The sequence below is a fragment of the Geobacter benzoatilyticus genome (genome assembly GCF_017338855.1).
Lineage (GTDB): Bacteria > Desulfobacterota > Desulfuromonadia > Geobacterales > Geobacteraceae > Geobacter > Geobacter benzoatilyticus.
This window is the reverse complement of record NZ_CP071382.1, coordinates 2796883-2818998: the sequence shown is the minus strand read 5'-3', so window position 1 is coordinate 2818998 and position 22116 is coordinate 2796883. Positions and strand designations below refer to the sequence as shown.

Sequence of the window (22116 nt, the reverse complement as noted above, 5' to 3'; positions counted from 1 at the left end):
TGGGTGAATTACAATAACAAACTTTAAGGACAATCAAAGCATGAGCGACCCGACAGACCACAAACAGCCCCGTACCCGCTTCACTCTCATTCAGAAGCTCATCGCCAGTTATGCGGCAATGCTTTTTCTGACCACAACCGCCCTTGCCTTCTCTGTCATGGGGCTCTACTCCCTCAACAGAACCGCAAAGGAAATAGCTAAAACCGACCTTTTTGTCATTGATGCTGCCAACAGCCTCAGAGAATCCATGCTTGCCCAGGAACGTTTTGCCGGGAAGTACTCAATCCTCAAGAGCGAAGAATTCAAAACCCTATATGATCAGCGTCAGGCTGAATTCCTGGCAACCCTTGGAAAAATCGGCAAGCTGGACAATAATGGCCTCTTCCGCTCCATAGTCATCAACTACGATGCCTACCGGAAAGAAACAGGCCGCATCTTCGCAACCGGCGGCAGTGACCCGCTCCCCGCAAAGAAAGAAGCCGACACCGTCGTCAGCCTTATTGAAGAACTTTCCTCCTCCCGGCAGAAGCTTCTTGGGAAAAAACTGGCAGAAGCCGACAAGCGCGAGGCCGATACCGTCAAGCTCACCCTCATGCTTGCTTTTTCCGGTTTTTTCCTGGCAGTTTCCGTAGCAGCTCTCACCCTGCACTCCATCTACACCTCCATCAAGAAACTCAAAAAAGGTATGCACCGAATCGCCGAGGGAGATTTCGACTACGACCCGCACATACCAACCGGTGACGAAATTGGAGCACTGGCGAAAGATTTCTCCCGAATGGGGAAAAAGCTCAAGGAACTTGAGCAGATAAGCCTCGACGCAAGTCCGCTGACGCGTCTCCCCGGCAATATCGCGATCGAACGGGTTCTCAACAGGCGCCTCCAGGCCGGGGAGCCTTTTGTAGTCTGTTATGCCGACCTTGACAACTTCAAGGCATACAACGATCACTATGGTTACATCAAGGCAAGTGAAGTAATAAAATTGACGGGCGAACTTATCCACGATACAGTCCGCGAAGTTGCCGGCAACGACGCCTTCGTAGGTCACGTCGGCGGGGACGATTTCGTAATGGTTGCGGCTGCAGATCTCGGGATCCCCATCTGCGAGAAAGTCATCGCACGTTTCGACGATTTCATCCGCAATCATTACACGGCAGAAGACCTTAACAATGGTGCAATTAAGGGAGTTGACCGCTACGGAGTCGCCCGGAACTTTCCCATCATGAGCATATCGGTGGCCATCGTCATATGCAGCAGCGAAGAATTCTCCTCAGCTGTGGAAATTGCCAAGGCGGCGGCTGATATTAAGGATATGCTGAAGAAATCGCCGGGTAGCAACTACCAGTTCAACAGACGCAGGAATCCCCGATGAATGCACGTAACTTCATCATAATTATGCTGGCCGCCCACCTCTCCGGCTGCGCCATGATCCAGAAATCAATGGAAGGCCATCAACTGCGAAGTGCTCAGCAGGAGAAGCTTGGACAGGCCTTGAGGCAGATTGATCGGGGGAATACGGAAAGGGCCGTTGCCCACCTGAAGTCAATAGTGGCAGCTCCGGGAGTTGCCGGGATTACCGATGAAGCTCTCTTCCGCCTTGGACTTCTTTCCGTACCGTCGGACCTGGACCGTGAAGAACTGTCCAATGCCATCTCTTATCTGGAGCGGCTCCAGAAAGAGTATCCGGTCAGCATATGGGCGACCCAGGCGTCATCGCTCACCTATTTTCTCTCCGGAATCCCGCGCCGCATTCAAACAACTAACGAACTTCGCCGCCAGATAAGAACCCTTAAAGACCTGAATCTCTCCCTGACCAGAGAGAATAAAGAAATGAAACTCAATATTGAAAAACTCAAAACACTTGACCTGGAGCTGGAAAGAAAGTCTAAACCCTGACCTGGACTGTCAAAATTCCCGACACCATCACCAAGATTGTTAAAAAATTCTTTACAAATAATCCTCCTCCCTGCCTCACTCTCCGCCGCAACATGCCAATATACATAACAAATCTCACTACCGCTTTTGGCACTTTTGTTGTATGCCAGATCAATAACCCGTATCATTGCCGTTATCTAGTCAACATCGCCAGCAAGACCGCCGGCCAGGAACAAACCCGTCCATGAACTCAGCATCAGACAACCTGCGTCTATTCGAAAAAAAGTTCGCGATACTCCAGGAGATATCCAACGCCCTCGTGGTTACGGACAACCTGAGTGCAATCGCGAATCTCATGCTTGACCTGGCAATCAACTACACCAAGGCTGAAAAGGGCTCCCTCATGCTAGTCAACGAGCGTGATGAGCTTTATATCCTTGCGGGCCGGGGCATTGACCTCAACCTCATCAGAACCTACCGCGCAAAAATCGGCCAGGGGATAGCAGGAATCGTCGCGAAGAACCGCGCCCCCATGCTGGTGCAGGATCTGGAGGAAGAACCGCAGCTGAAGGGCCTTACCCGCGACCGCTACCGCACCAACTCCTTTGTTTCATGCCCAATCATCAGCAAGAACAGACTCCTAGGCGTCATCAACATTAACGACAAGGTTGACGGAGCATCCTTTAATGATGACGAGTTTTCCCTCATCAAGATAATCGCCAACCAGGCGGCAATAGCCCTCGAAAACGCGATGCTTGTCAGCCAGCTCCGCTTCAAGGCTGCCGAACTGGAGGGTATTAATCGCAAACTCATTGAAAGCGACGTGGTAAAGACCGAGTTTATTACCCGCGTCTCCCACGAACTGCGCACCCCCCTCAACTCTATTAAGGGTTCCGTTTATTATCTCTCGCAATCTGAGCGGCTCTCCCGGAGGGAGCAGGAAGAGTTTTACGACATCATCACCGGCGAAACGGACAAGCTGATCGGCATTGTCGAAAACCAGCTGGACTTCCTCCGTTTCGAAGACGAAACGATGATCATCAATAAAACCGTGGTGAGCCTCCGTGAAGTACTCGGCGAGATCAGCAACTCAAAAAACATCAAAACCCTCTTTGCCCGCAAAGATATTAATCTGAAGATCGAGGTCGACGAAGGGCTTTCCGACATAGTGGGCGACCGCATCAGAATCATGCAGTTCTTCCTCAATATTCTCGAAGGCCTGAACAGTTATCTGGAGCGTGGCGACGAAATCGTCATTTCCGCCAGGGAGAATGACCAGGTCCACATATCCATAGCTCTGCCGCGCAGGCTGCCGGAAAGCATCACCGCATACCTCTTCAGTTCGAACCACCTGTTTCAGACCGATTCACCCGAAGGGCAACTCAAGCTCTACCTGGCCCGCAAGGTTTCCGACATCCACCGCTGGGACCTCGTCGCCGAGAACACCGCGGACGGTCTCCTGATCACCCTGAACATCCCGAAAAGCACCCGGCAGAAAATGGATGCCGTAGTAACCACGACCATCGACATGTTCCTGGAATTCATAACGGAAGTCCTCGACGTTAATATCTGTTCCGTGATGCTTTGCGATGATCTGACAGGGGATCTGATGATCAAGGGGGCACGGGGACTTGACGACCTTCTGATAAAACAGACCCGCGTGCGAATGGGGGAGAGGATTGCCGGGTGGGTTGCCCTAGAGGGTGAACCGCTTTTTGTAGAAGACATCGAGCAGGATCCCCGTTTCGGGAGAAAAAACGTCGCTCAATACAACAGCAAATCGCTCATTTCACTTCCCCTCAAAATCAACGGCAAGGTAATAGGCGTCCTGAACCTGAACAACAAGCGCTCATCCAGCCCATTTACCGAAAGGGATTTCGATCTGGCTCAATCCATGTGTGAACGGGTAGTGCATGTCATAGAAGGGCTCTACGGCGAAGAGCGCCAGGAAGACGAATTCCGTCAACTCATGACGTCATTCGACAGCCTTATCAGCGCCGAGAAGAAATACCACAAAAAGGATTCACGCCTGCCGGACGTTGCCATGGGAATGGCGGCAAAGCTCGGGCTTGGCGAACAGGAGCGCAGGTCCATTCTCTACGCTTCCGTGCTCTATGACCTGGGGCTCGTTCTCCTGGAAGAGAGCATTCTCAGCAAAAAGGGAAAACTGCTTCCGACCGAAGAAAATACTCTAAAAATCCACCCTTACACCACCGTGGGACTACTCGACTCGTTTGAATTCTCCGAGGAAATAAAACAAGGGATTCTCCACCATCACGAACGGTACGACGGAACCGGTTATCCCGACGGGCTTAACGGAAACAATATTCCGTTCATAGCCAGGATTCTCGCAGTCGTTGACGCCTATTGCGCCATGACATCGGAAAGGCCCTACCGCCCCGCCATGGAGCCGGCGGAAGCTCTAGCCGAGATCCGCAAAAAAACCGGGACATACTACGATCCGCAGATGGTGGATGTGCTGGAACAAGTGGTGAGTTAGGCGGCTCCGTACTCCGGTTTCAGTTTATGCACTAATGCCGTATTTCTTCATAAGATCATAGAGGGTTGGCCTGCTTATCCCCAGCTCTTCCGAAGCTTTGGCAATATTCCCCTTGCTGTTGGCAATGGCGCCCTTGATCATTTCCCGCTCTACCCTTTCCCGGGCCTCGCGCAGGGTGGTGACATCGCCGTTGTTTGCCTTGCGCGCCATGGGGCGTTCGATGAATCCGAGGTCATCGGGCTCGACAACTGCCCCGGACGCCATGAGAATGGCACGCTGCACCTTGTTCTCCAACTCCCGCACGTTTCCGGGCCATCCGTAATTTTCCATGTATTCCCTGGATGTTTCGCTAAAACCTTTCACCTTTTTCTTTAAGTCATTGGCGTATCGCTTCAGGAAAAAATTAGCCAAAAGCATCAGATCATCACCCCGACTCCGGAGAGGAGGAAGCGTAACCGTAACCACCCCGATCCGGTAGTAGAGGTCTTCCCGGAACTGCCCCTCCTCCATGGCTTTCAGGATATCGACATTAGTGGCCGCGATAATCCTGGCATCAATGGCGATATCTTCACGCCCCCCAACCCGCTGGATGACCTTTTCCTGCAGAAAGCGCAAAAGTTTAACCTGAAGGTTCAAGGGAAGCTCACCGATCTCATCAAGGAACAGGGTTCCCTTGTGAGCATACTCCACCTTCCCCTGCACCCGGGCCATCGCCCCAGTAAACGCACCCTTCTCGTGGCCGAACAGCTCGGATTCCAGCAGATTTTCCGGAATCGCGCCGCAGTTTATGGGGATGAACGGCCCATCCTTGCGCAGGCTCTGGGCGTGTATTGCCCTGGCCACAAGCTCCTTGCCGGTGCCGCTCTCGCCGTGGATAAGAACTGAAATATCCGAACTGGCAACTTTCCTGATGGTGTTAAACACCTGCTGCATTTCGGCGCACTGGCCCAGTATCCCCTTGGCATCCGTGCCGCACCCGTCAAGGGCGCTCTGGAGCCGCCGGTTCTCGTCCTCCAGGGTCTGAAGGTGGAAAGCCCGCTTTATTATCACCTTGAGTTCGTCAAGATTGATCGGCTTCTGGTAAAAATCATAGGCTCCCATCTGAACGGCCTTCACGGCAATTTCCTTGCCTTCGTTGCCGGTAATGACGATCACCTTCGCCTCGGGGGCTATGCGAAGCATCTCACCGAGGCAGCGAAACCCCTCTTCAGAGCTGTCCTCATGGGGAGGAAGCCCAAGATCGAGAGTAACGACCTGGGGGCGGTGCTTTCGGAACAACTCCAGCGCCTCGGCACCATCGGCGGCCAGAAACAGGGAGTATTCCTTCCCGATGCCCCAGCGAAGCTGGCGGCGGATATCCTCGTTATCATCCACAATGAGCAGTTTTTCCATCAATAACACCCCTGTTTAATTCTGGTCCCCGGCCCCCTGATTGCCGTTGCCGAACGAGACGGTAAAAACAGTCCCGGCACCTACAGTACTTTCAACGTCTATCCGGCCGCCATGGGCCTCAACAATCTGCCGGCATTGATACAACCCGATGCCGAGCCCCTTTGTCTTGGTGGATTTGAAGGGTGAAAAGAGGTGAGTACGGAGAAACTCCTCCGGTATGCCGCATCCGCCATCCCTTACCCGGATGAACGGGGCGCCGCTGCCTGCTCCCACCTCAACCTCGACCGGCCCTTTGCCATCCGTCGCCTCCAGGGCATTTACCAGCAGATTCATCACAACCTTCTGAATCTCCTCACGGTCTACGTGCGCTGGAGTGTCGGCCCCGGCCACTGAAACCGCGCCGCTGCCAGGCACCATGGCAGCCGTATCAACGGCAAGGCGGTATAGATTAACCTGCTCCAGATCCAGCGACCGCTTCTCCGGCAGGTTCTTGAGGCGCGAAATGAGCACCTTCATCCGGTTGACGGTATTGGTGAGGGTATCCAGCAAATCATCCTGGAACTCGGGGTCGGAGATATGCTCCCGCCCGTTGTCCACCGTCAGCGACAACGTGTAGACCAGATTTTTGAGATCGTGGATGATGAAGGCGGAGACCCTCCCCATGACCTCAAGCTCCCGCGACCGGGCAAGCTGTTCCGAAAGGCGATAGTTCAGAAGAGCCGAGGCCGCTTGCCGGGCCAGGGTCTTCATAAGGTCGTAATCTTCGTAAAGATACTGCTCATTCTTATTCACCGGCCGGCCCAGAACGAGCACCGCCTCCAACTCCCTGGGACCGAAGAGCGGCACCAGGAACTGGAGGCCGTTGGCGGAAAAGTAAGCTTCCTGCTCCGGGCGAAGGAGTGGCGCGTCCTCGCGCAGATTTACTACCCACGACCGCTCAATCATGGGCGCCAGGACCGCATCACCCTGACTGAAAGAAACGGCAGTTGGCGGAAGTTCATGACCGGCGGCCCAGAGGAACTCATTGCAATCGAAATCCCTGACAAAGAGGCCGCCGCACCCCATGGCAAATATGTCGCAATAGCCGGAGAGGATAGCCGCCATAAGTTCGCCGCTTTCCCTGGCCGTTGCCAGGCGGTCGGAGAACTGAAGCCACTGGGTGCGGTAATCGTACTTGCTCTGGTAAAAATTCTTATGGAGGAAAACCTTGAGCCTGCGCTTTGCCGTTTCGGAGAGAAGCAAAACGACAAGGCAAATCCCGACGACAAAAGCCCCCCCCAGCGCCAGGGTTTTCTGGTTTCCCTCGCCGAAGTACTTGAGCCCCTCCCCCAGGATCCCCAGAGCTACCAGGTAGAGCCCCACGGCAAAGAGAACCACCGACTTGTAGGCCATATTCCGGGAGACGGCGATTCTGACCCCGTTGCCGCGGGCCACCAGCGAATAGAGCATCATCCCGAGGGCCAGGGTGAAAACCAGAGACCGCAACGGCATCAGGTTCATGTTGATGGTCCGGTAGAGAAGCCCCTGGCTGTAATAGAAAATCAGCACGGCCAGAAAGCTACCCGCGCCGAGAAAATCGAACTTGATCTTCCACCGCGACGAAAGGGAGGCGTTGCTGAAAGTCGCTTCAAGGTTGATCAGCGAGATCACCAGATAGACAAGGAGCCCGCAGTAAAAGAGATAACCGGTGTTTGAGAGGAAGAGGATTCTCTCGGTATCGAAGTCGGGGGAATAGAAAAACGAAACCTGCGGAAAAACGAAAAGGGCCGCAGGAAACAGGAGCGTTGAACCCAGAAGTATCCTCTGGGCGACGGACACTTGCCGCACCCCGGCCGATCTGGCATGGGTGAGGCTGAAGAACAGCCAGGTCGCCGGCACGAGCCCTTCCGCCAGGAGGCTGTAGCGCTTCCAGACAAGCGGGTCGCCGAGGCCCGCCACCGCGGCAAGGTCGAAGCATTCAACGAGAGCAAAGACGGCGATGGCCGCCACCGACACAAAGGCGGAAATGGTGCGGCCACCGCGCCAGAGGGTGCCTGCGGCATAGACTGCCGCCAGAAGTAGCGCCGTCGATGAAAGAACTAGCTGAACCATTGGTCACCCGTAAAGGCGCTACAGCCTCCAGAGCCTGATCTTTGCCTTACTGACCTCGGCCGGATCATAGATCCCCTTCACATCCACGAGTACCGGCCCCTCCCCCATGAGCCCCTTCAGCGCTTCAAGGGAAAGCTCCCGGTAATCCCGGTGAGCCACCGCAGCCACTACGGCGGCAGCGGGCTTCAGTTCCCCGAAGGGGACGAGTCCCACGCCGTATTCATGCATTGCCTCATCGGCATCGGCCAGGGGATCGCACACCTGTACGTCAACGCCGTAATCCTGAAGTTCCCGGATAATGTCGATAACCTTGGAGTTGCGCAGATCGGGGCAATCCTCCTTGAAGGTGAGCCCCAGAACCGTCACCACGCACCCCCGGACACAATGCCCGGCGTGAATCATCTCCTTCACCGCCTGCTGGGCGATGAATTTCCCCATGCCGTCGTTGATCCGGCGACCCGCCAGGATAACCTGGGGAATGTAGCCGATCTTCTCCGCCTTGTGGGTCAGGTAGTAGGGATCGACCCCGATGCAGTGCCCACCCACGAGCCCCGGCCTGAACTTGAGGAAATTCCACTTGGTGCCGGCCGCCTCCAGCACGTCGTTGGTGTCGATGCCAAGGCGGTCGAAGATGAGAGCCAGCTCGTTCATGAGGGCGATGTTCAGGTCGCGCTGGGTATTCTCGATAACCTTGGCCGCCTCGGCCACCTTGATGCTCGCCGCCCGGTGAACGCCGGCAGTCACCACCGACTCGTAAACCCCCGCCACGGTCTCCAGTGTTTCGGCGTCCTGCCCCGACACCACCTTCTTGATCTTCGTAAAGGTGTGCTCCCTGTCGCCGGGGTTAATCCTTTCAGGGCTGTAACCGACCGTGAAGTCCCGTCCCCCCACAAGTCCCGACACCCTCTCCAGCACCGGCATGCATTCATCTTCGGTCACGCCGGGGTAGACCGTCGACTCATACACCACGATATCCCCCTTCTTCAGGGCCTTGCCCACCGTTTCCGATGCCTTCAGCATAAGGGTAAGATCGGGCTGGTTGGCATCGTCCACCGGCGTCGGCACCGCGACGATATGGAAATCGGCCTGTTTCAGCTCATCAATGGAATCGGTAAAAAGGATGTCGGCGGCCTTGAGATCATCATCGTCAACCTCCCAGGTCCGGTCATACCCTTCCTTCAATTCGCGGATGCGAACGGGATTTATGTCAAAGCCCACGGTTTTTCTGACCTTGCCGAATGCCACTGCAACGGGAAGCCCGACATAGCCGAGGCCAACAACGGAAACCGTACGATTAAGTGAATTCATGGATGCTCCTTGTCAGATGATTGCGGTATATGCAAATTTATTATTAATTCAAAACAATCAACATTATTTTTACCAGACGCTCCTGCATCTGTAAATAAAATCGACACAAAAAACCGTACCGGATTGTAAACTGTCCCGACAGGCAGACTCTGGTATACTCTTGAAGAACTGCCAGTTCAGGAGGAATTTCGCCATGTCCCTTGCATCAGTAACCGTCGGCATTCTAACGGTCGCAGCAATCGCCGGAGCGCCCGCCGGCCATGCCCGGGCCGGGGAAACGCTGCAACCCTACGCAGCCCCACCCGACCGGGTGCTTGTCATCTACAACGCCGACTGGAAAAAACGGAGCGAGGGGACCGCCGCCGGTCAGGATTCACAGGAAATAGCCGAATACTACGCTGCCATGCACACCGACCCCAAAACCGGCAAAAAGCCCTACCTGCTCGGGTTGAGCTGCCGTCATTGGGGGCAGAAACATCTCAATGACTGGGCGATACGCGAAGAGAGCACCGACAACCGCAACGGCATCATCTTCACGGGAAAAGGAAAAGCTCCCTCATCGCTCGACTGGGTACGGGATTCACGCAAAGTCGAAATCAGCATCTCCGACGCAGACGCCGACTGGAAAACCCTCCATATCTCCTGCCGGTCAGAGAAAACCGGAGAGGAGAGGATCATCACCCCTCTTTCCACTGCCATGCAAATAACCGGAAATGCCGGCAAGGAAAAAAGCATAAAAATCGATGCAACCAAGCTGTTTCCCGGTACGGTCACGGTGACGCTTAATCTTAAAAACCGCAGCGGCGCCACTGTCAGCGACCTGAAACTCCGGTACTACGATGCCCGCGACTTTGCCTTCTCCCCTACGGGGCCGGACGGCATTCGCGACGACAAAATTCTGGAAGATGACGTATTGGAACCGGTACGAAGATTTCTCGAAGATCCCCGGAATGCCCTGACTGACGGCACACTCCTCAAGGACCATCTCCTCTATATCGTTGTGGTTCACGGGATGCCCTACTCCGCAAACGGAATATTCGGCATAGACCACGGCCCAACAGCCAACCGCAACGACCACGGCTCCCTCGCGTCACTGGAGCAGCGACTCCAAACCATTTACTATGGCTGGAACGCATTCAGGCCCCCCATTATTCCTTTTTACATGGCAGGTGGCCCCGATGCCGACAAAGGGGTAAAGAACAACATCATAACCACCGGCTTGAGATATCAGCTGACGGGCAACAGATGGAATCCCTACAGCCATCCCGACACCTATTCATTCCTGAGGAAAAGCAATAAAACTCCGGAATTTATCGCCATCCCCCCCCTGTCCGAACGGCGAAAGAAGGCGGGGAAATACTTCTTTGCCTATGGGGTTTCCCGCATTGACGGCTCCACAGCAGACGAAGCGAAACGGATCATCGACTACAGCGTCTACGCGACCCGGCACCTTCGCCCTGAAATGGACTGCCGGGTGCGAGAATCCCTGAAAAGCACATCAACAAAGTCCATTACGGATCTTCCCATGCGTCTCAAAAATGCCGCGACATCATGGGGCAACCGTGAACTGGAACAGCTCGGCTTCGGCAAAGCCACCGAGTACAACGATGAGGGGCTCCCCTTTCTTGCCAGATCGCCAAGCGACGGCCAGGGAACCTGCATCGGAGAAAAAACGGATTGGAGGGCTGTGGGGTTCTATCCGGGCGGAATGGAGCGGCACGTTAAAAGCGAAAACGGTTTGAACTACAAAAGCGCCGCCATCTGGCAGCATCTTGCCAAGGGGGTTACCGTGTCGGCTGCCGGCGCACCCGCCTATAGCGGCGGCCCCCACATTACCAATGCAACTTTCTGGGACAACCGCATCCTCCTCAAGTACCTTTTCAACGGACGTGACCTGGGAGAGTGTTTTCTGCTGTCAACCATGTATGTCAACTGGTCAACCTCCCTCACCGGCGACCCGCTTATGAGAGCACACCTCCGTGAAACCGCCATCGATCAGACCCCTCCCAGACCGGCAGGAGCACCGCGCGTCACATTCACCACGGAATTCGGCGCCGCCACCGCCCATGTGGAAGTTGACCTAGCTGATTCTGCCGATAATCCGGAACTGGCGCTTTTGAAGGTAACAGCCCGTGATGCCCATGGCGTCGAAACCATCAGCATGTCCCATCTCTATTCGCGGCGCCCCAAAGCTGACGTGGCTGGTCTTAAAACCGGTGCCCCTTACATCTTCATGATGGAACTTGTCGATCCATACGGTAACGGAACCAGCCTGGAACCTCTCAGCCTGACCGTAGATTCTGCAAACTACCCCCGGTCAATCCTCAAGAAACTGCTGGAGAAACGTAAATGATCGAAGGACCCTAGCGCGGCAAAAAGCCACTGATCTCAGGATAAAATGCCTTTATGAAGGCCGTGCCTGCCGCCAGTGCCTTTTCTTTATCGGTTTCAAATGGAATCGTAATACGAATAAACGACGTATCACGGCGGCGGTAGAGCATTGAATTGGTTATCTCGGACAATTTCAGTGCATACTCGTCGGTCAACGAACGGTCACGCACCTGGAACCAGTAGAATATAAGTTCGCTACTTTCACCCTTCTGGAATACGGCTCGAACAAGGTGAATTGTTTCCAAGCCCACTTTAAGAGTCGTTGTTTCACTGGAAGCCTGAAACCAACCACTGCCTGGCAGGCAGTGCTTTGGTGAATGGATACCACCTGTCCCCTTGCCGCCGCCGTGATAGCCGACATACAGATCAGCACGCATACCATCCGGAGTCTCGTAACGGCGAGCCAGGTAATCCGTGGGCGACAGAATATTCAGGACATTATCGGAAAATATATCCTGCCGGGTCATCCGCCAATCGCCGACACGCATCGGAAACTCCGCGAAAGGCTTGTTCGGGGGGACGGAAATGTCGGCATGTATATTCATATACAGCGCGACCAGGGTAAACAGGACATAAACAATAATAAACCTAAATGATCCGCCTTGCTGTTTCGCCTCAGTCCCCATCACTTACCCCCCCGACGGTCCCGCAAGAGGGCACCTAAACCGACAAGCATGGCCATCGCCAGAGCAAAAACGGCCAGCCCCGCAAACTCGTGAAAGAACCCCTGTGCCGCCCGTTCCCCCCAATGCTCGGCCAGGATACCGGTAACAACAACTCGCAAAACATTGGTAACAATCGCTATCGGAACCGCAGCGGCAATAATCAACCATCTCCTCGGCGTAGTTGTGTCCAGAAAAAATGCGTATGCTGTAGCAAGGGCCAGCAAAGACATGAGAGAACGAATACCGCTGCATGCATCGGCGACCTCAAGCGTAGTCGTCTTCAGCATGATTATGTTCCCTTCTCTCAGCACCACCACGCCGATCATTTGCAGAAATTCCACGGAGAACTTCGAGACAAAGAGCTTCAGGGGAAACGCCACGGAATCATAGATGATGTAGGGTATCGGCACCATGAAGATCAGATAGCCGAGTGGCAAGGCGAGTTTCTTGAGCACTCCCCTGCCGAACCAGAACATCACAACTCCGGCAAGCAGCACTATCAGCGATGACCGCATCAGAAAATACTCGGTACCGAGCCAGGCGATGGTCAGTTGCACACACCCGACCAGGAGCAGCACAATGCCAATATTATCTGGTTTGACCGGCTCCACCCTGATATCCGGCCAGCGTTGCCACAGGAAATAACCGGCTATCACAGGCACCAGGAACCCATGGGAATAGTTATCATCCTTGTACCAGTCCATAACCATATCGGGCACTATCCCGTAATAGAGAGCAATCAACAGAACAAAAACAATCCAGAGATGGATCCGGTAATTTTTAAGCGCCTCAACAAAAGTCATAAGTTCTCCCATGAAACAACCAGCAACATGCAACCTTATCGCATAACCGGATCAGCCAACAAGGGACGGTGATCGGATCCTTGTACCAGTCCATGGCCATATCGACACTTTCAGGTAATAGATGCCACCCGTTTCAAATCCCTGTTATGGTTCCCCGCATTTCACCGTTTCACAACTTCAAGATCCGCTATCAGCGGCAGATGATCCGAACCCACATCCGTTCCAACCGTGCAGTCTCGCACTTCCAGACCAGGACCGATCAGAATGTGGTCGATCCGTATGCCAATGGAGGTCAGCTTCCTTGACTTGGCACGTTGAGTCCAGCCGTATCCGAAACCGGATTGGGAAAAGGCATTGCCATACCCGTTCCAGACCTGCCGGTAGATGGAGCTTTCCACCGGCATATTGAAATCTCCGGCAATAATAGTCGGACCGGACAACCCGGCCACCGCCTTCTGCACCTCCTGCGCAGCGCGGCGCCGGTAAACCGTACCGGCCAGCAGCTGCCCCTTACGGGAAGGATTGATAACCGTAGTCTGATCCAGAAGTGGCAACAGATCGAAGCGCGGAGTCGGCAACTGCAGCGAGCAGAAATTAAGATCCCCACCGGGCGTTTTCACAATGCACTGCAGCAGGCAAGTGCTGGGCCAGGGGTTTGGCGGATTGGAAACCAGCGTCGTGATGCCGCGCTGCAGCGGAAAACGTGACAGGATCGCCAGTCCCCGTTCCTGTACGGACTGCCACCCCGGCGGAAGATCCAGCTTCAGGCCGGCCGGATACTCCTGAAGTGCCACGACATCGGCGCTCGAATCACGAATCAGTACAGCCAGAGCAACGGGGTCGTGCTTAATGCCATCGATATTACAGGTAATCACCCGCAGGATTGTGCCGCCAAGGGCCGCAGACCTGCCGAACGACAGATTCAGCCCCAGCACGGGCCCCGCGACAATCAACGCCCCCAGCAGCAGCGGAATCAGGCTGAAGCGGCTGCGCCAGGCCGCCAGCGGCAGCAGGATCGCCAGCGGCAGCGCCGCAATCCAGCGCGGTGCAAACAGAATCACGGTAGCCGGCCACCACCTGTCGCCGAGTGTGTAAACAACAACCCACAGCCCCAGCACAGCCCCAAAATAGAGCCAGCTCAGCCACGAAAGGACACTCATCGAGCGGTGTTTATCCTGTACAGCCATCATGAAAACGGGTTTTGCAGCTTTGAGATGCAGAAACGATACTTTCCAGAAGACTCCGATTGGATGGAATCGACATACTCAATATCAAACCTCACCCGGGCACCGAAGCGCTCATAAGCCAACCTTTTAATATCCGCCACCGTCTGTTCCGAAAAGCTTTCCCCCTTCACAATTCTGAAAGTCAGGTGGTCAAGCTCCTCCTGTACAATCTGCATCTGCTTCACTCCTGGCAGGTGCATGGCAAAGTTCTCGGTCAGGGAAATACCCGAAATATAGTTGCCATCCGGTGTCACCACATAATCGGCCACCCTTCCTTCCAGAGAATCCATAATCGGATAGGTGCAGCCACAGGGGCAGGAGGTCTTTGCAGAGGGAATACCAACATCCCCCACCTTGTATCGAATGAAAGGCATGCCGTAATTGGTCAGGTCGGTTACCACGATTGCACCGGGCTCACCCGGTGCCACCGGCTTTCCATCTCGGATGAACTCAACGATGAGAGTATCGCAGTTGAGGTGGAAGTTTCCCTCAGGGCATTCGCAGGCAATGAGGCTCACTTCCTCGCAGCCGTAGCGGTTTGTTACCCGACAGCCGAAGACCCGCTCGATCGTCTGACGCTCAAAATCGTGCAGCACCATGCAGGTGCTGATGATGCCGCGGGGATGGATACCGGACAATTCCTTCTCTTCAAGGAAACGGGCAAACAGGTAGAGAGAATGAGCATGGCCGAAAAGGATCACCGGCTTCTTTTTCAGCAAGGTATCATAATAAGCCCGCATCGTATCAGGCCCCATCTTCAGCGTATCTAGCGGGATATGCCGTGTAAGCAGTGAGTTGCGCAGATGGGCACGCCAGTTTTGATAACACTCGGGGTTGCCCCAGATGGCCCCTACCCGTTCGCCGATATCCCAACCGGCCCAGCGATCGTAGGAAACGGTGACGGCCCGTTTCCACTGAGCGCTGGCCTCATCGACAAACAGCTCGACCGAGACCCCGGTCGAGCCGGAGGTTTTCTTGGCCACCAGTTGATCGCGCGGGATGTTGCGGGCAATCATGTCATCCCCGTTGGCACGGATGTCATCCTTGGTCAAAAGCGGCAGTTTCCGCAGGTCGTCAAGGGTGCTGATGTCAGACGGCTTGACAGCCGTTGAATCGAATTGCCTACGGTAGAAGGGAGTATTGTCATAAGCGTGGCCCAGCAGTTTTTTCAGGCGCTGCAGCTGGTCTGCCTGCACCTGTGCCAGGGGACGTTTTTTTGAACCATCCAAACCTTTCAGGTGGCGCAGGTAGGGTGTTCCCTCTTTCATTGCCCAAAGAGGAACGATGACAGTGCGGATAAAAGAACCGGAAAGGCTCATGTATGGATACTCCTCAATACGTCAGGGTCAGCTTCTTGCCCACATCAGTAATACCGTCTTTTAGGAGCGGAAGCGTGAATGTCCCAGCCACGTCATTCATAAGATCCAATGCAGCCGGTGACTTGTCCAGCACGGTTATGAATGTATCAGAACCGATAACAGCATGCATCGTGTGCGGGGCTAATTTGCGGGCAAGGATCTTATTACTGGTGCTGTCAGCGTTGTGCAGTTCGTAGTCATAAACAATCAGCTTTGCCGTGCCAAGGGCGTCGGTTGTGGCAGTCGAATCAAAAGGAGCGCCGCCGTTCTGAAGTGTGACCACTGCACCAGCTATTGGAGTCGAAGCGACCGTATCCTGCAACGTAGCAGTCATTTCTCGGCCGAAGTGGACCGATTTCCTGCCCTTGCCGGCCAGATTGTTGTTTATGTTCTTATCAGAAGCCCCGCCCAGGAAGATATTAGACACAAAACGTCCGGTTCCCTCAAAATAACCTCCAAGTTCGGAGGCGATCGTTTTGTAAGCCGGATAGTTATCGGCCTTGACAAACGTGTTACGGTAAAAAAGCGGAGAACCTCCGCAAGCACCGTATTCATCCCCCAACGCCACATTAAGAATGTTGCTGGTGACGGTGTTACCATCAAAAATCATTTCGCCCAGATTTCCGCCGGTGCAGGCAATACCATAGGCCTTGCCGGTGCCATCCTTGTCAATAACGGTGATCTTATTGTTGTAAAATCTCGATTTTTCTCCAGCGTTGATCGCAACCATCAGCCCGCGGCCCTTGGCATTCACCACAACAGGTTCACCAGTTGATGTACGAGTGCCTTTATAGGCTGAATCGGTACGTACGATAATAGTGTTGTCATGAAAATTAATGTTGTTACCGCCCCATGTTGTGCGAAAACCTACGGCATAGTTGCCGCACGGGGTTGCTGGGTCAAGACACTTCTGATTGCCGCCATATTCGTCACCAAGCTTTGTAGTCTGAACATCAATGGTGTTGTTGAAAATTTCAACATTACCGGCTTTGGAAACATAAAAAATTCCAATTGGATGCTCTCCCCTCCCAATTATAGTATTGTTATAAACTTTGCAGCCAATACCGGGTGCAATTCCAGTTGAATTTGTTGCTAGGCTATTGATTGAGACCTTGTTGCCAACTACATAAGATCCATTTCCTGGCACTATGCCCTTCTGGCGACAGTTAACAATATTGTTATCAATATAAACATTGTTAACGAAATCAGAGCTACCCATCGCTCCTGCCAAGGCATTAACACCTTGATGCCTGTTTTTAAAATACCCATTTTGCCATTTATCAACTACAGTGTTGTTTTTAAAAAAACTATTTCTAGAAGAAACAACAATACCACCAACATCTTTACCACCGTAGCTAACGATTAAATCGCTAATTATAAGTTTGCTGACACCATATGGAGTCATCCGAATAGGGTTGTTTCCAACACCATATTGGTCTCCTTCAGACATGGCAGGCCCTTGTTCAATATGACCATTAATTATAACTATATTTTTGTTATTCCAACTGCCAGTTGAAATACCTTCACCGTTTGACTTGATATTATATAAAATCTTATGATTGTTTAAATTAAGTATAATATTAGATGTTTCAATAATTATTGCTGAATTATCGGCATAAACATCGCTTTCTAATATATATTCATAATTAGACATAACTATTTTATAGGGCTTAGAATAAATTCCGCCAGGTATATATATTTTACCTTTAATTGATTTCTTGATATCTGCAAATAATGCAACTTCGCTATTTGGTGGCAACTGCATTGCATACGAATTGCATTTATCAAACATAATAAATAACATAGCTATTATATAAACTAACTTTAGCATTTATTTATAAGCTCACTTAGATAAATAAAATTAAGCTCAGATTCAGACATAGCTTTGGTGTTATCCAATATATCTAAGCTTTTTATCAACTCTATGAACATCTGTGGATTAACAGTATCTGCACTCAATAAATTAGAACGGCCAATATCAATCATCTTCGCAAATTCATAACATTTTTCATGATATGGAATCATAATAAAGGGTATAGACAAAGAATAGCTAAACACTATAGAGTGCAACCTCATGCCTATAAAGCATTTCATTTTAGACATTTCAATTAGAATATTATTGATGTTACCATCGTATTCATAATACAATATTCTTTCACGATAAGTAGGTAGGCTATTTAAAATATGGGTACATATGGCTCTGTCACCAACTTGCTTATGCATATTAAAAGCAAATAACATTATTTTATCGGATACATTATCATCTAAAATGCGCTTTATAGAGTTTATAAAAAACTCCCTTTGATCGTAAGTGGTGTTATCATCTAATTGAATTGATTGATCACAAATAGAAAAACCAATGATGCTCTCATTAGATTTCATGTTATTTCTAAGTAATCTTGTGTCTTGTGATGTTTTAGATATCATAACAGCTATATCATTTGATTTATAATATGGAGTGTCCAAATTCATATCAACAAGTCTACCAAAACTAGATAGGTCTCTAACTGCAATAAGGTCGAACATTTTCAATAGTTCTTTGCATTCATGTTCTGCTGCAATATCTTTAAAGGGTCCTATTGAAACACCAATCGCACAAATCAATTGCTTCTTTCTATTACTAAAACTATCCCTCCAGTGTTTTAAGCTATAGCTAGAGTGAAAATTGGACCCACCGGCGAAAAGACATAAGTCAAATTTATTTGATATTTGCTTAAATCTATATTGCCTGTAGTTGAAATCATACCTCTGGGGCACAAATTTAGAATATATTGGCTTTACAGTCCCATGCTCAGACGAAAATACTTTGTCTGATGTAGCTGATAATGTTAGATTCAAATCATAATTATGTGACGCCCACTGAGTAGTTTTTATAAATGCATCATCTCCAGCATTAAAATAACCAAAATAACCTATAAGTAATGTATTCATTAGTTCTACCTTTTTGCGAATCTAGCAATTGTTGTTTTTACAAGCATTGTATAGGATTCAAAGTAAAATGGATACAATATGATAGATAACAAAAAACATTTAAAAGATGCGGCATAAATAGCCAAATCAGAATAGTATAAACCTAATGACTTATATGTATCAGAGTAGAATTGGATAATTGTAATTATATTTACATTGCTTACAATTTCAGGATCACATATGTTTTTGGTAAATACATTGAAGGCATTGGTAAGCATTCTTTGTCTATTCTTTGTAAGACTTCCTGGCGTTATTCTATAATATACTAATCGTTCGTCTAAATATATGAACTTAAATTTTGTTGCTATTCTGATCCATAAGTCATAATCCTCAGAAACAGTAAGACCCACATCGAATTTACCACAAGTAATAAAACATTCTTTTTTTACCAATGTTGAAGAAAGGCACACAAAATTTGATATGATGATTTTATTAAGAATTGCACCTGTGTAGTGTTTTCTTTTTTTGGAAGGTAAAACGCTTGATTTCGAATCAATTAAATAACGATCAGTATAACAAACACCGTAGTCAGAATTATTGGTTAATAATCGTATCTGTTTACTTATCTTATCTGGAGCCCATATGTCATCTGAATCTAAAAACGCAATATAATTCCCTGTCGCATTATTTATTCCAATATTACGAGCGCTTGAAACTCCTTTGTTTTCAGTATTAATGATCCTTACTTTGTCGTTATAATTATTAGACAATAATTCTAAAGAACCGTCCGTTGAACCATCATTAATCACTATTATTTCGATATTTTTGTAATCCTGATTTAGTGCAGATTCTAGAGTTTCAGCGATAGTATTACAAGAATTATACATTGGAATGATTATAGATACCTTATCTATCATAAAAACATCTCTGTACTTTTATAGTTATAACATCTTTTACGATATGTTTTTGCTCTGAGCTTAGCGCTTTAATCCATAGCATTATCATATAAACTGCCGTACTAATTAACAACTTAATTAATAAAGAACCATATGACTTATGAATTAAAACAATATTAGAGACATATAAAGCAATTGAAAACGCAATTAATGGAACAATAATTTTAGCAGACGTCTCTCTAAAATAATGTGCCATTGATATATTTATTTTATCACATGCATATTTCAGATTAATAAACGAACATACAGAAGATGGTAACACTGAGGCTGCAACAATAGCATTTATCCCATAATGGTAACCAACAAACATTGCCGCTATTACGCTAAATATAGCAGATATCAACCAAACTAATGCGGATCTCCCGTGGCTATTATATGCAGCTAATAGCCCAAAAGCATTGGGCACTAAAGATTGCATTATTAAAGATAAAATTAATATTATTAATATGTTGTTGCCTTGAATTGCTATGTCTTTACCTATCCATAATTCTAAAAACTCATTACCAAGAAAAACCAGGGCGATTGGCATCGAAAGCGTTATCATCTGCAGTATTAGTGCTGATGCTATCCAGTTTTTACGAAGTGATTCAGTATCTCCGCCAGCTAATTGAGAACCAAAATATGGTGTTAGAGGAATGCCTAGTGATAATGATAAGCCTTTTGCATATTCTACGAGCCTGTTTGGTATTACAAAATATATTATTGAACTGAGGTTTATCACATTACCTATTATTAATGGTACGCTTTGATTCTGTATCCGTGAGGCTACTAACATGGTGGCACTCTTGGCGCCGAAGGACATCATTTCTTTTGCCTTAGTCAATGAAACGGCAGCAAATGCAATCTTGGGTATGCTTCTGTCAACATACACAGCACCAATAAAAGCAACTACCTGTATTGCTGTAAACACTGGTTCCAGCAAGGCCATGATAAGCAGTCCCTTGCCTGGGTAAGAGGTTAGCAAATAGTAACTGAGTATTGCACGGACAACCATCAGCACAATCCGTACGTTATTGATGAAATAGTGTCGTTGAACCCCCATGAGCGTGGCAATGAAAACCTGTAAAGGGAAAAGCATGCCGGCATTTAATCCCAACAGCATGAAAACCGAACCCAGGTTGGCAATAGCCTTTGTCTCTTTTCCGGCGATGATCGCTGGGTAATACCCCAGCAACAAGAATGAAAAGACTGCAACCACGCCTACTACAACAAAAAACACGAATGAGGTGCTGATGGTTTTTTGCAGATCATCTTTATCCTGCTTACCATCAGCAACCGAGACAAAACGTACCAAAGCTGGCCCGATTCCCAAATCAAGCAGGCCCATATAGCCAATTACGCTCATTACCAGTTCCCATAGGCCGTAATCACGGTTCCCAAGAGCTCTGATAATTATCGGGCTCATTACAAAGGCTACTATAATATTGGCCCCATAGAGTGCAGTGCCTGAAAGAGAGTTGAATATCAACTTTCTGCTCATATGTGTCCCGGCATATCGTTAAGAAACAGCACTAGTTTTTTTGCAGCAGTGGCTACGTTAAACCTCTTACGTGCCTCTATCTGGTATGCCTGAAAATTATCAGGCATGTTGTCTTGCATGCAGGCGAGCATCATTTCAATAAGTTGCTTAAGATTATTCTCCTCAATTACAAACGTAGGTGTGTCATTAATAATTTCACGTGTTCCAATACAGTTAGCTGCTATCAAAGGGGTACCCATACACAATACCTCCATTGGCAGCAAAGGGCAGGCTTCCCAGCGAGAAGGCATCACAACTGTGTCCACCTGTGGGTACAGATGATGCACCATCGGTTGAAACGGCAGAAAATGAAAATAAGGTTCAAGTCCTTTGCTCTTTATTGTTTCCTGGTATTCCCGAATGTAGTCTCCTGAGCCGACTGCCACTACGACAAATTTGCGATTCTGTTGTGCTACTCGCAGTTTATTAACAGCCTCAATCAGCAGATCAAATCCCTTTTGTGGCATGAAACGGCCAAAGAAGCCAAAGAGAAAGGTGGAACCATCAATGCCCAGCTTTGCACGCAAATCTAAAGGCTCTTTTGGCAACAAGTCAAATGTGTCAGGTTCTATGCCGTTTAATATGACCAACGGCTGCGGACCGTTGTTGCGTAAACGAGGGAACTCATTATAGAGGTGTTCTAGAATATCGTTGCTCACTCCATAAAGTACAGAAACACGCGACAGTAGCCAGCCAAGAAACCAGCGCTTAAAGGAACCGAACCGACCACTCAGATACTGTGGTTCTACAATGCCATGGATTGTCACGATATGCGGCACTTTATGCGCAAGGTTGGCTAAGTATACCGACACAGCAGATACAAACCCTTGGCTCAGGATCACATCGTACTTTTGCCGACATAATTCACCATGCACAGCCCTTGCAAAATGTATTGTACCACCAGGTTTAACCAGGCTTAGGGCTGCCTCATATGTCTTAACATCATCCTTAAGCGCCGCATCTTCCTGTGTGGAAGCAGCTAGCAATGTCAACCTGAACTCAGCAGGAAAATGTCCGAACATATAGCGCATATAGGTGCGTATACCGCCTAGAGGCCAACGAGAGACCACTAATATGTTTTTATAATTATTATTTTGACAACTTTGAAAATTTGCCACAGTTATA

General features: G+C 49.8%; 16 protein-coding genes. 4 read left to right on the top strand and 12 right to left on the bottom strand.

Translation table 11 applies throughout. The features are described 5' to 3' along the window. Positions 1-40: 40 nt before the first annotated feature. The 3 genes from JZM60_RS12970 to JZM60_RS12960 all read left to right on the top strand — a co-directional run bounded on the left by JZM60_RS12970 (position 41) and on the right by JZM60_RS12960 (position 4372). Complete coding sequence (locus JZM60_RS12970) at positions 41-1369, top strand: HAMP domain-containing protein (RefSeq protein ID WP_207162859.1); 1329 nt, start codon at positions 41-43, stop codon at positions 1367-1369. Beyond that, positions 1366-1893 (top strand): outer membrane protein assembly factor BamD, encoded by a 528-nt coding sequence (locus tag JZM60_RS12965; protein ID WP_207162858.1) that lies wholly within the window; start codon positions 1366-1368, stop codon positions 1891-1893. The genes JZM60_RS12970 and JZM60_RS12965 overlap by 4 nt, the downstream gene beginning before the upstream one ends. A gap of 223 nt (positions 1894-2116) precedes the next feature. Next, positions 2117-4372, top strand: a complete 2256-nt coding sequence (locus JZM60_RS12960) for an HD domain-containing phosphohydrolase (RefSeq protein ID WP_207162857.1) — start codon at positions 2117-2119, stop codon at positions 4370-4372. Between the two features lie 24 nt (positions 4373-4396). On the opposite strand, the gene prsR is transcribed toward JZM60_RS12960, so the two are convergent. Genes prsR through JZM60_RS12945 form a run of 3 tightly spaced genes read right to left on the bottom strand, consistent with a single transcriptional unit; the run spans position 4397 to position 9163 of the window. Then, positions 4397-5764 (bottom strand): PEP-CTERM-box response regulator transcription factor, encoded by a 1368-nt coding sequence (prsR, locus tag JZM60_RS12955; protein ID WP_207162856.1) that lies wholly within the window; start codon positions 5762-5764, stop codon positions 4397-4399. Between the two features lie 15 nt (positions 5765-5779). Further along, complete coding sequence (gene prsK, locus JZM60_RS12950) at positions 5780-7855, bottom strand: XrtA/PEP-CTERM system histidine kinase PrsK (RefSeq protein ID WP_207162855.1); 2076 nt, start codon at positions 7853-7855, stop codon at positions 5780-5782. A gap of 18 nt (positions 7856-7873) precedes the next feature. Then, positions 7874-9163 (bottom strand): nucleotide sugar dehydrogenase, encoded by a 1290-nt coding sequence (locus JZM60_RS12945; protein WP_207162854.1) that lies wholly within the window; start codon positions 9161-9163, stop codon positions 7874-7876. 193 nt (positions 9164-9356) lie between these two features. Between JZM60_RS12945 and JZM60_RS12940 the strand changes: the two genes are divergently transcribed. Beyond that, a complete protein-coding gene (locus JZM60_RS12940) occupies positions 9357-11516 on the top strand; it encodes a hypothetical protein (RefSeq protein WP_207162853.1) in 2160 nt (719 codons plus the stop codon). 10 nt (positions 11517-11526) lie between these two features. Here the strand turns inward: JZM60_RS12940 and JZM60_RS12935 are convergent, their stop codons facing one another. The 9 genes from JZM60_RS12935 to JZM60_RS12895 all read right to left on the bottom strand — a co-directional run bounded on the left by JZM60_RS12935 (position 11527) and on the right by JZM60_RS12895 (position 22022). Then, complete coding sequence (locus tag JZM60_RS12935) at positions 11527-12180, bottom strand: exosortase C-terminal domain/associated protein EpsI (RefSeq protein WP_207162852.1); 654 nt, start codon at positions 12178-12180, stop codon at positions 11527-11529. Next, the gene (gene xrtA / locus JZM60_RS12930; RefSeq protein WP_241426256.1) at positions 12180-13034 is read right to left on the bottom strand and encodes an exosortase A; all 855 of its coding nucleotides are present in this window, start codon (positions 13032-13034) and stop codon (positions 12180-12182) included. Before xrtA ends, JZM60_RS12935 begins: the two co-directional genes overlap by 1 nt. Positions 13035-13183: 149 nt before the next feature. After that, positions 13184-14212 carry an endonuclease/exonuclease/phosphatase family protein gene (locus tag JZM60_RS12925; RefSeq protein WP_207162851.1) on the bottom strand — a complete coding sequence of 343 codons (1029 nt, stop codon included), beginning with the start codon at positions 14210-14212 and terminating at the stop codon, positions 13184-13186. Continuing rightward, on the bottom strand, positions 14209-15567 hold the full coding sequence (locus JZM60_RS12920; protein WP_207162850.1) for a phenylacetate--CoA ligase family protein: 1359 nt from the start codon (positions 15565-15567) through the stop codon (positions 14209-14211). The genes JZM60_RS12925 and JZM60_RS12920 overlap by 4 nt, the downstream gene beginning before the upstream one ends. Before the next feature lie 13 nt (positions 15568-15580). Beyond that, on the bottom strand, positions 15581-17410 hold the full coding sequence (locus JZM60_RS12915; RefSeq protein WP_207162849.1) for a hypothetical protein: 1830 nt from the start codon (positions 17408-17410) through the stop codon (positions 15581-15583). 20 nt (positions 17411-17430) lie between these two features. Then, entirely contained in the window at positions 17431-18537 is a 1107-nt protein-coding gene (locus tag JZM60_RS12910) for a polysaccharide pyruvyl transferase family protein (RefSeq protein WP_207162848.1), read from the bottom strand. Between the two features lie 5 nt (positions 18538-18542). Further along, positions 18543-19433: a glycosyltransferase family 2 protein gene (locus JZM60_RS12905; RefSeq protein WP_207162847.1), complete on the bottom strand. Its 891-nt coding sequence runs from the start codon at positions 19431-19433 to the stop codon at positions 18543-18545. After that, positions 19423-20952, bottom strand: coding sequence for a lipopolysaccharide biosynthesis protein (locus tag JZM60_RS12900; protein ID WP_207162846.1), 1530 nt, complete (start codon positions 20950-20952; stop codon positions 19423-19425). Before JZM60_RS12900 ends, JZM60_RS12905 begins: the two co-directional genes overlap by 11 nt. Then, entirely contained in the window at positions 20949-22022 is a 1074-nt protein-coding gene (locus tag JZM60_RS12895) for a glycosyltransferase family 4 protein (protein ID WP_207162845.1), read from the bottom strand. The genes JZM60_RS12900 and JZM60_RS12895 overlap by 4 nt, the downstream gene beginning before the upstream one ends. Positions 22023-22116: the final 94 nt, after the last annotated feature.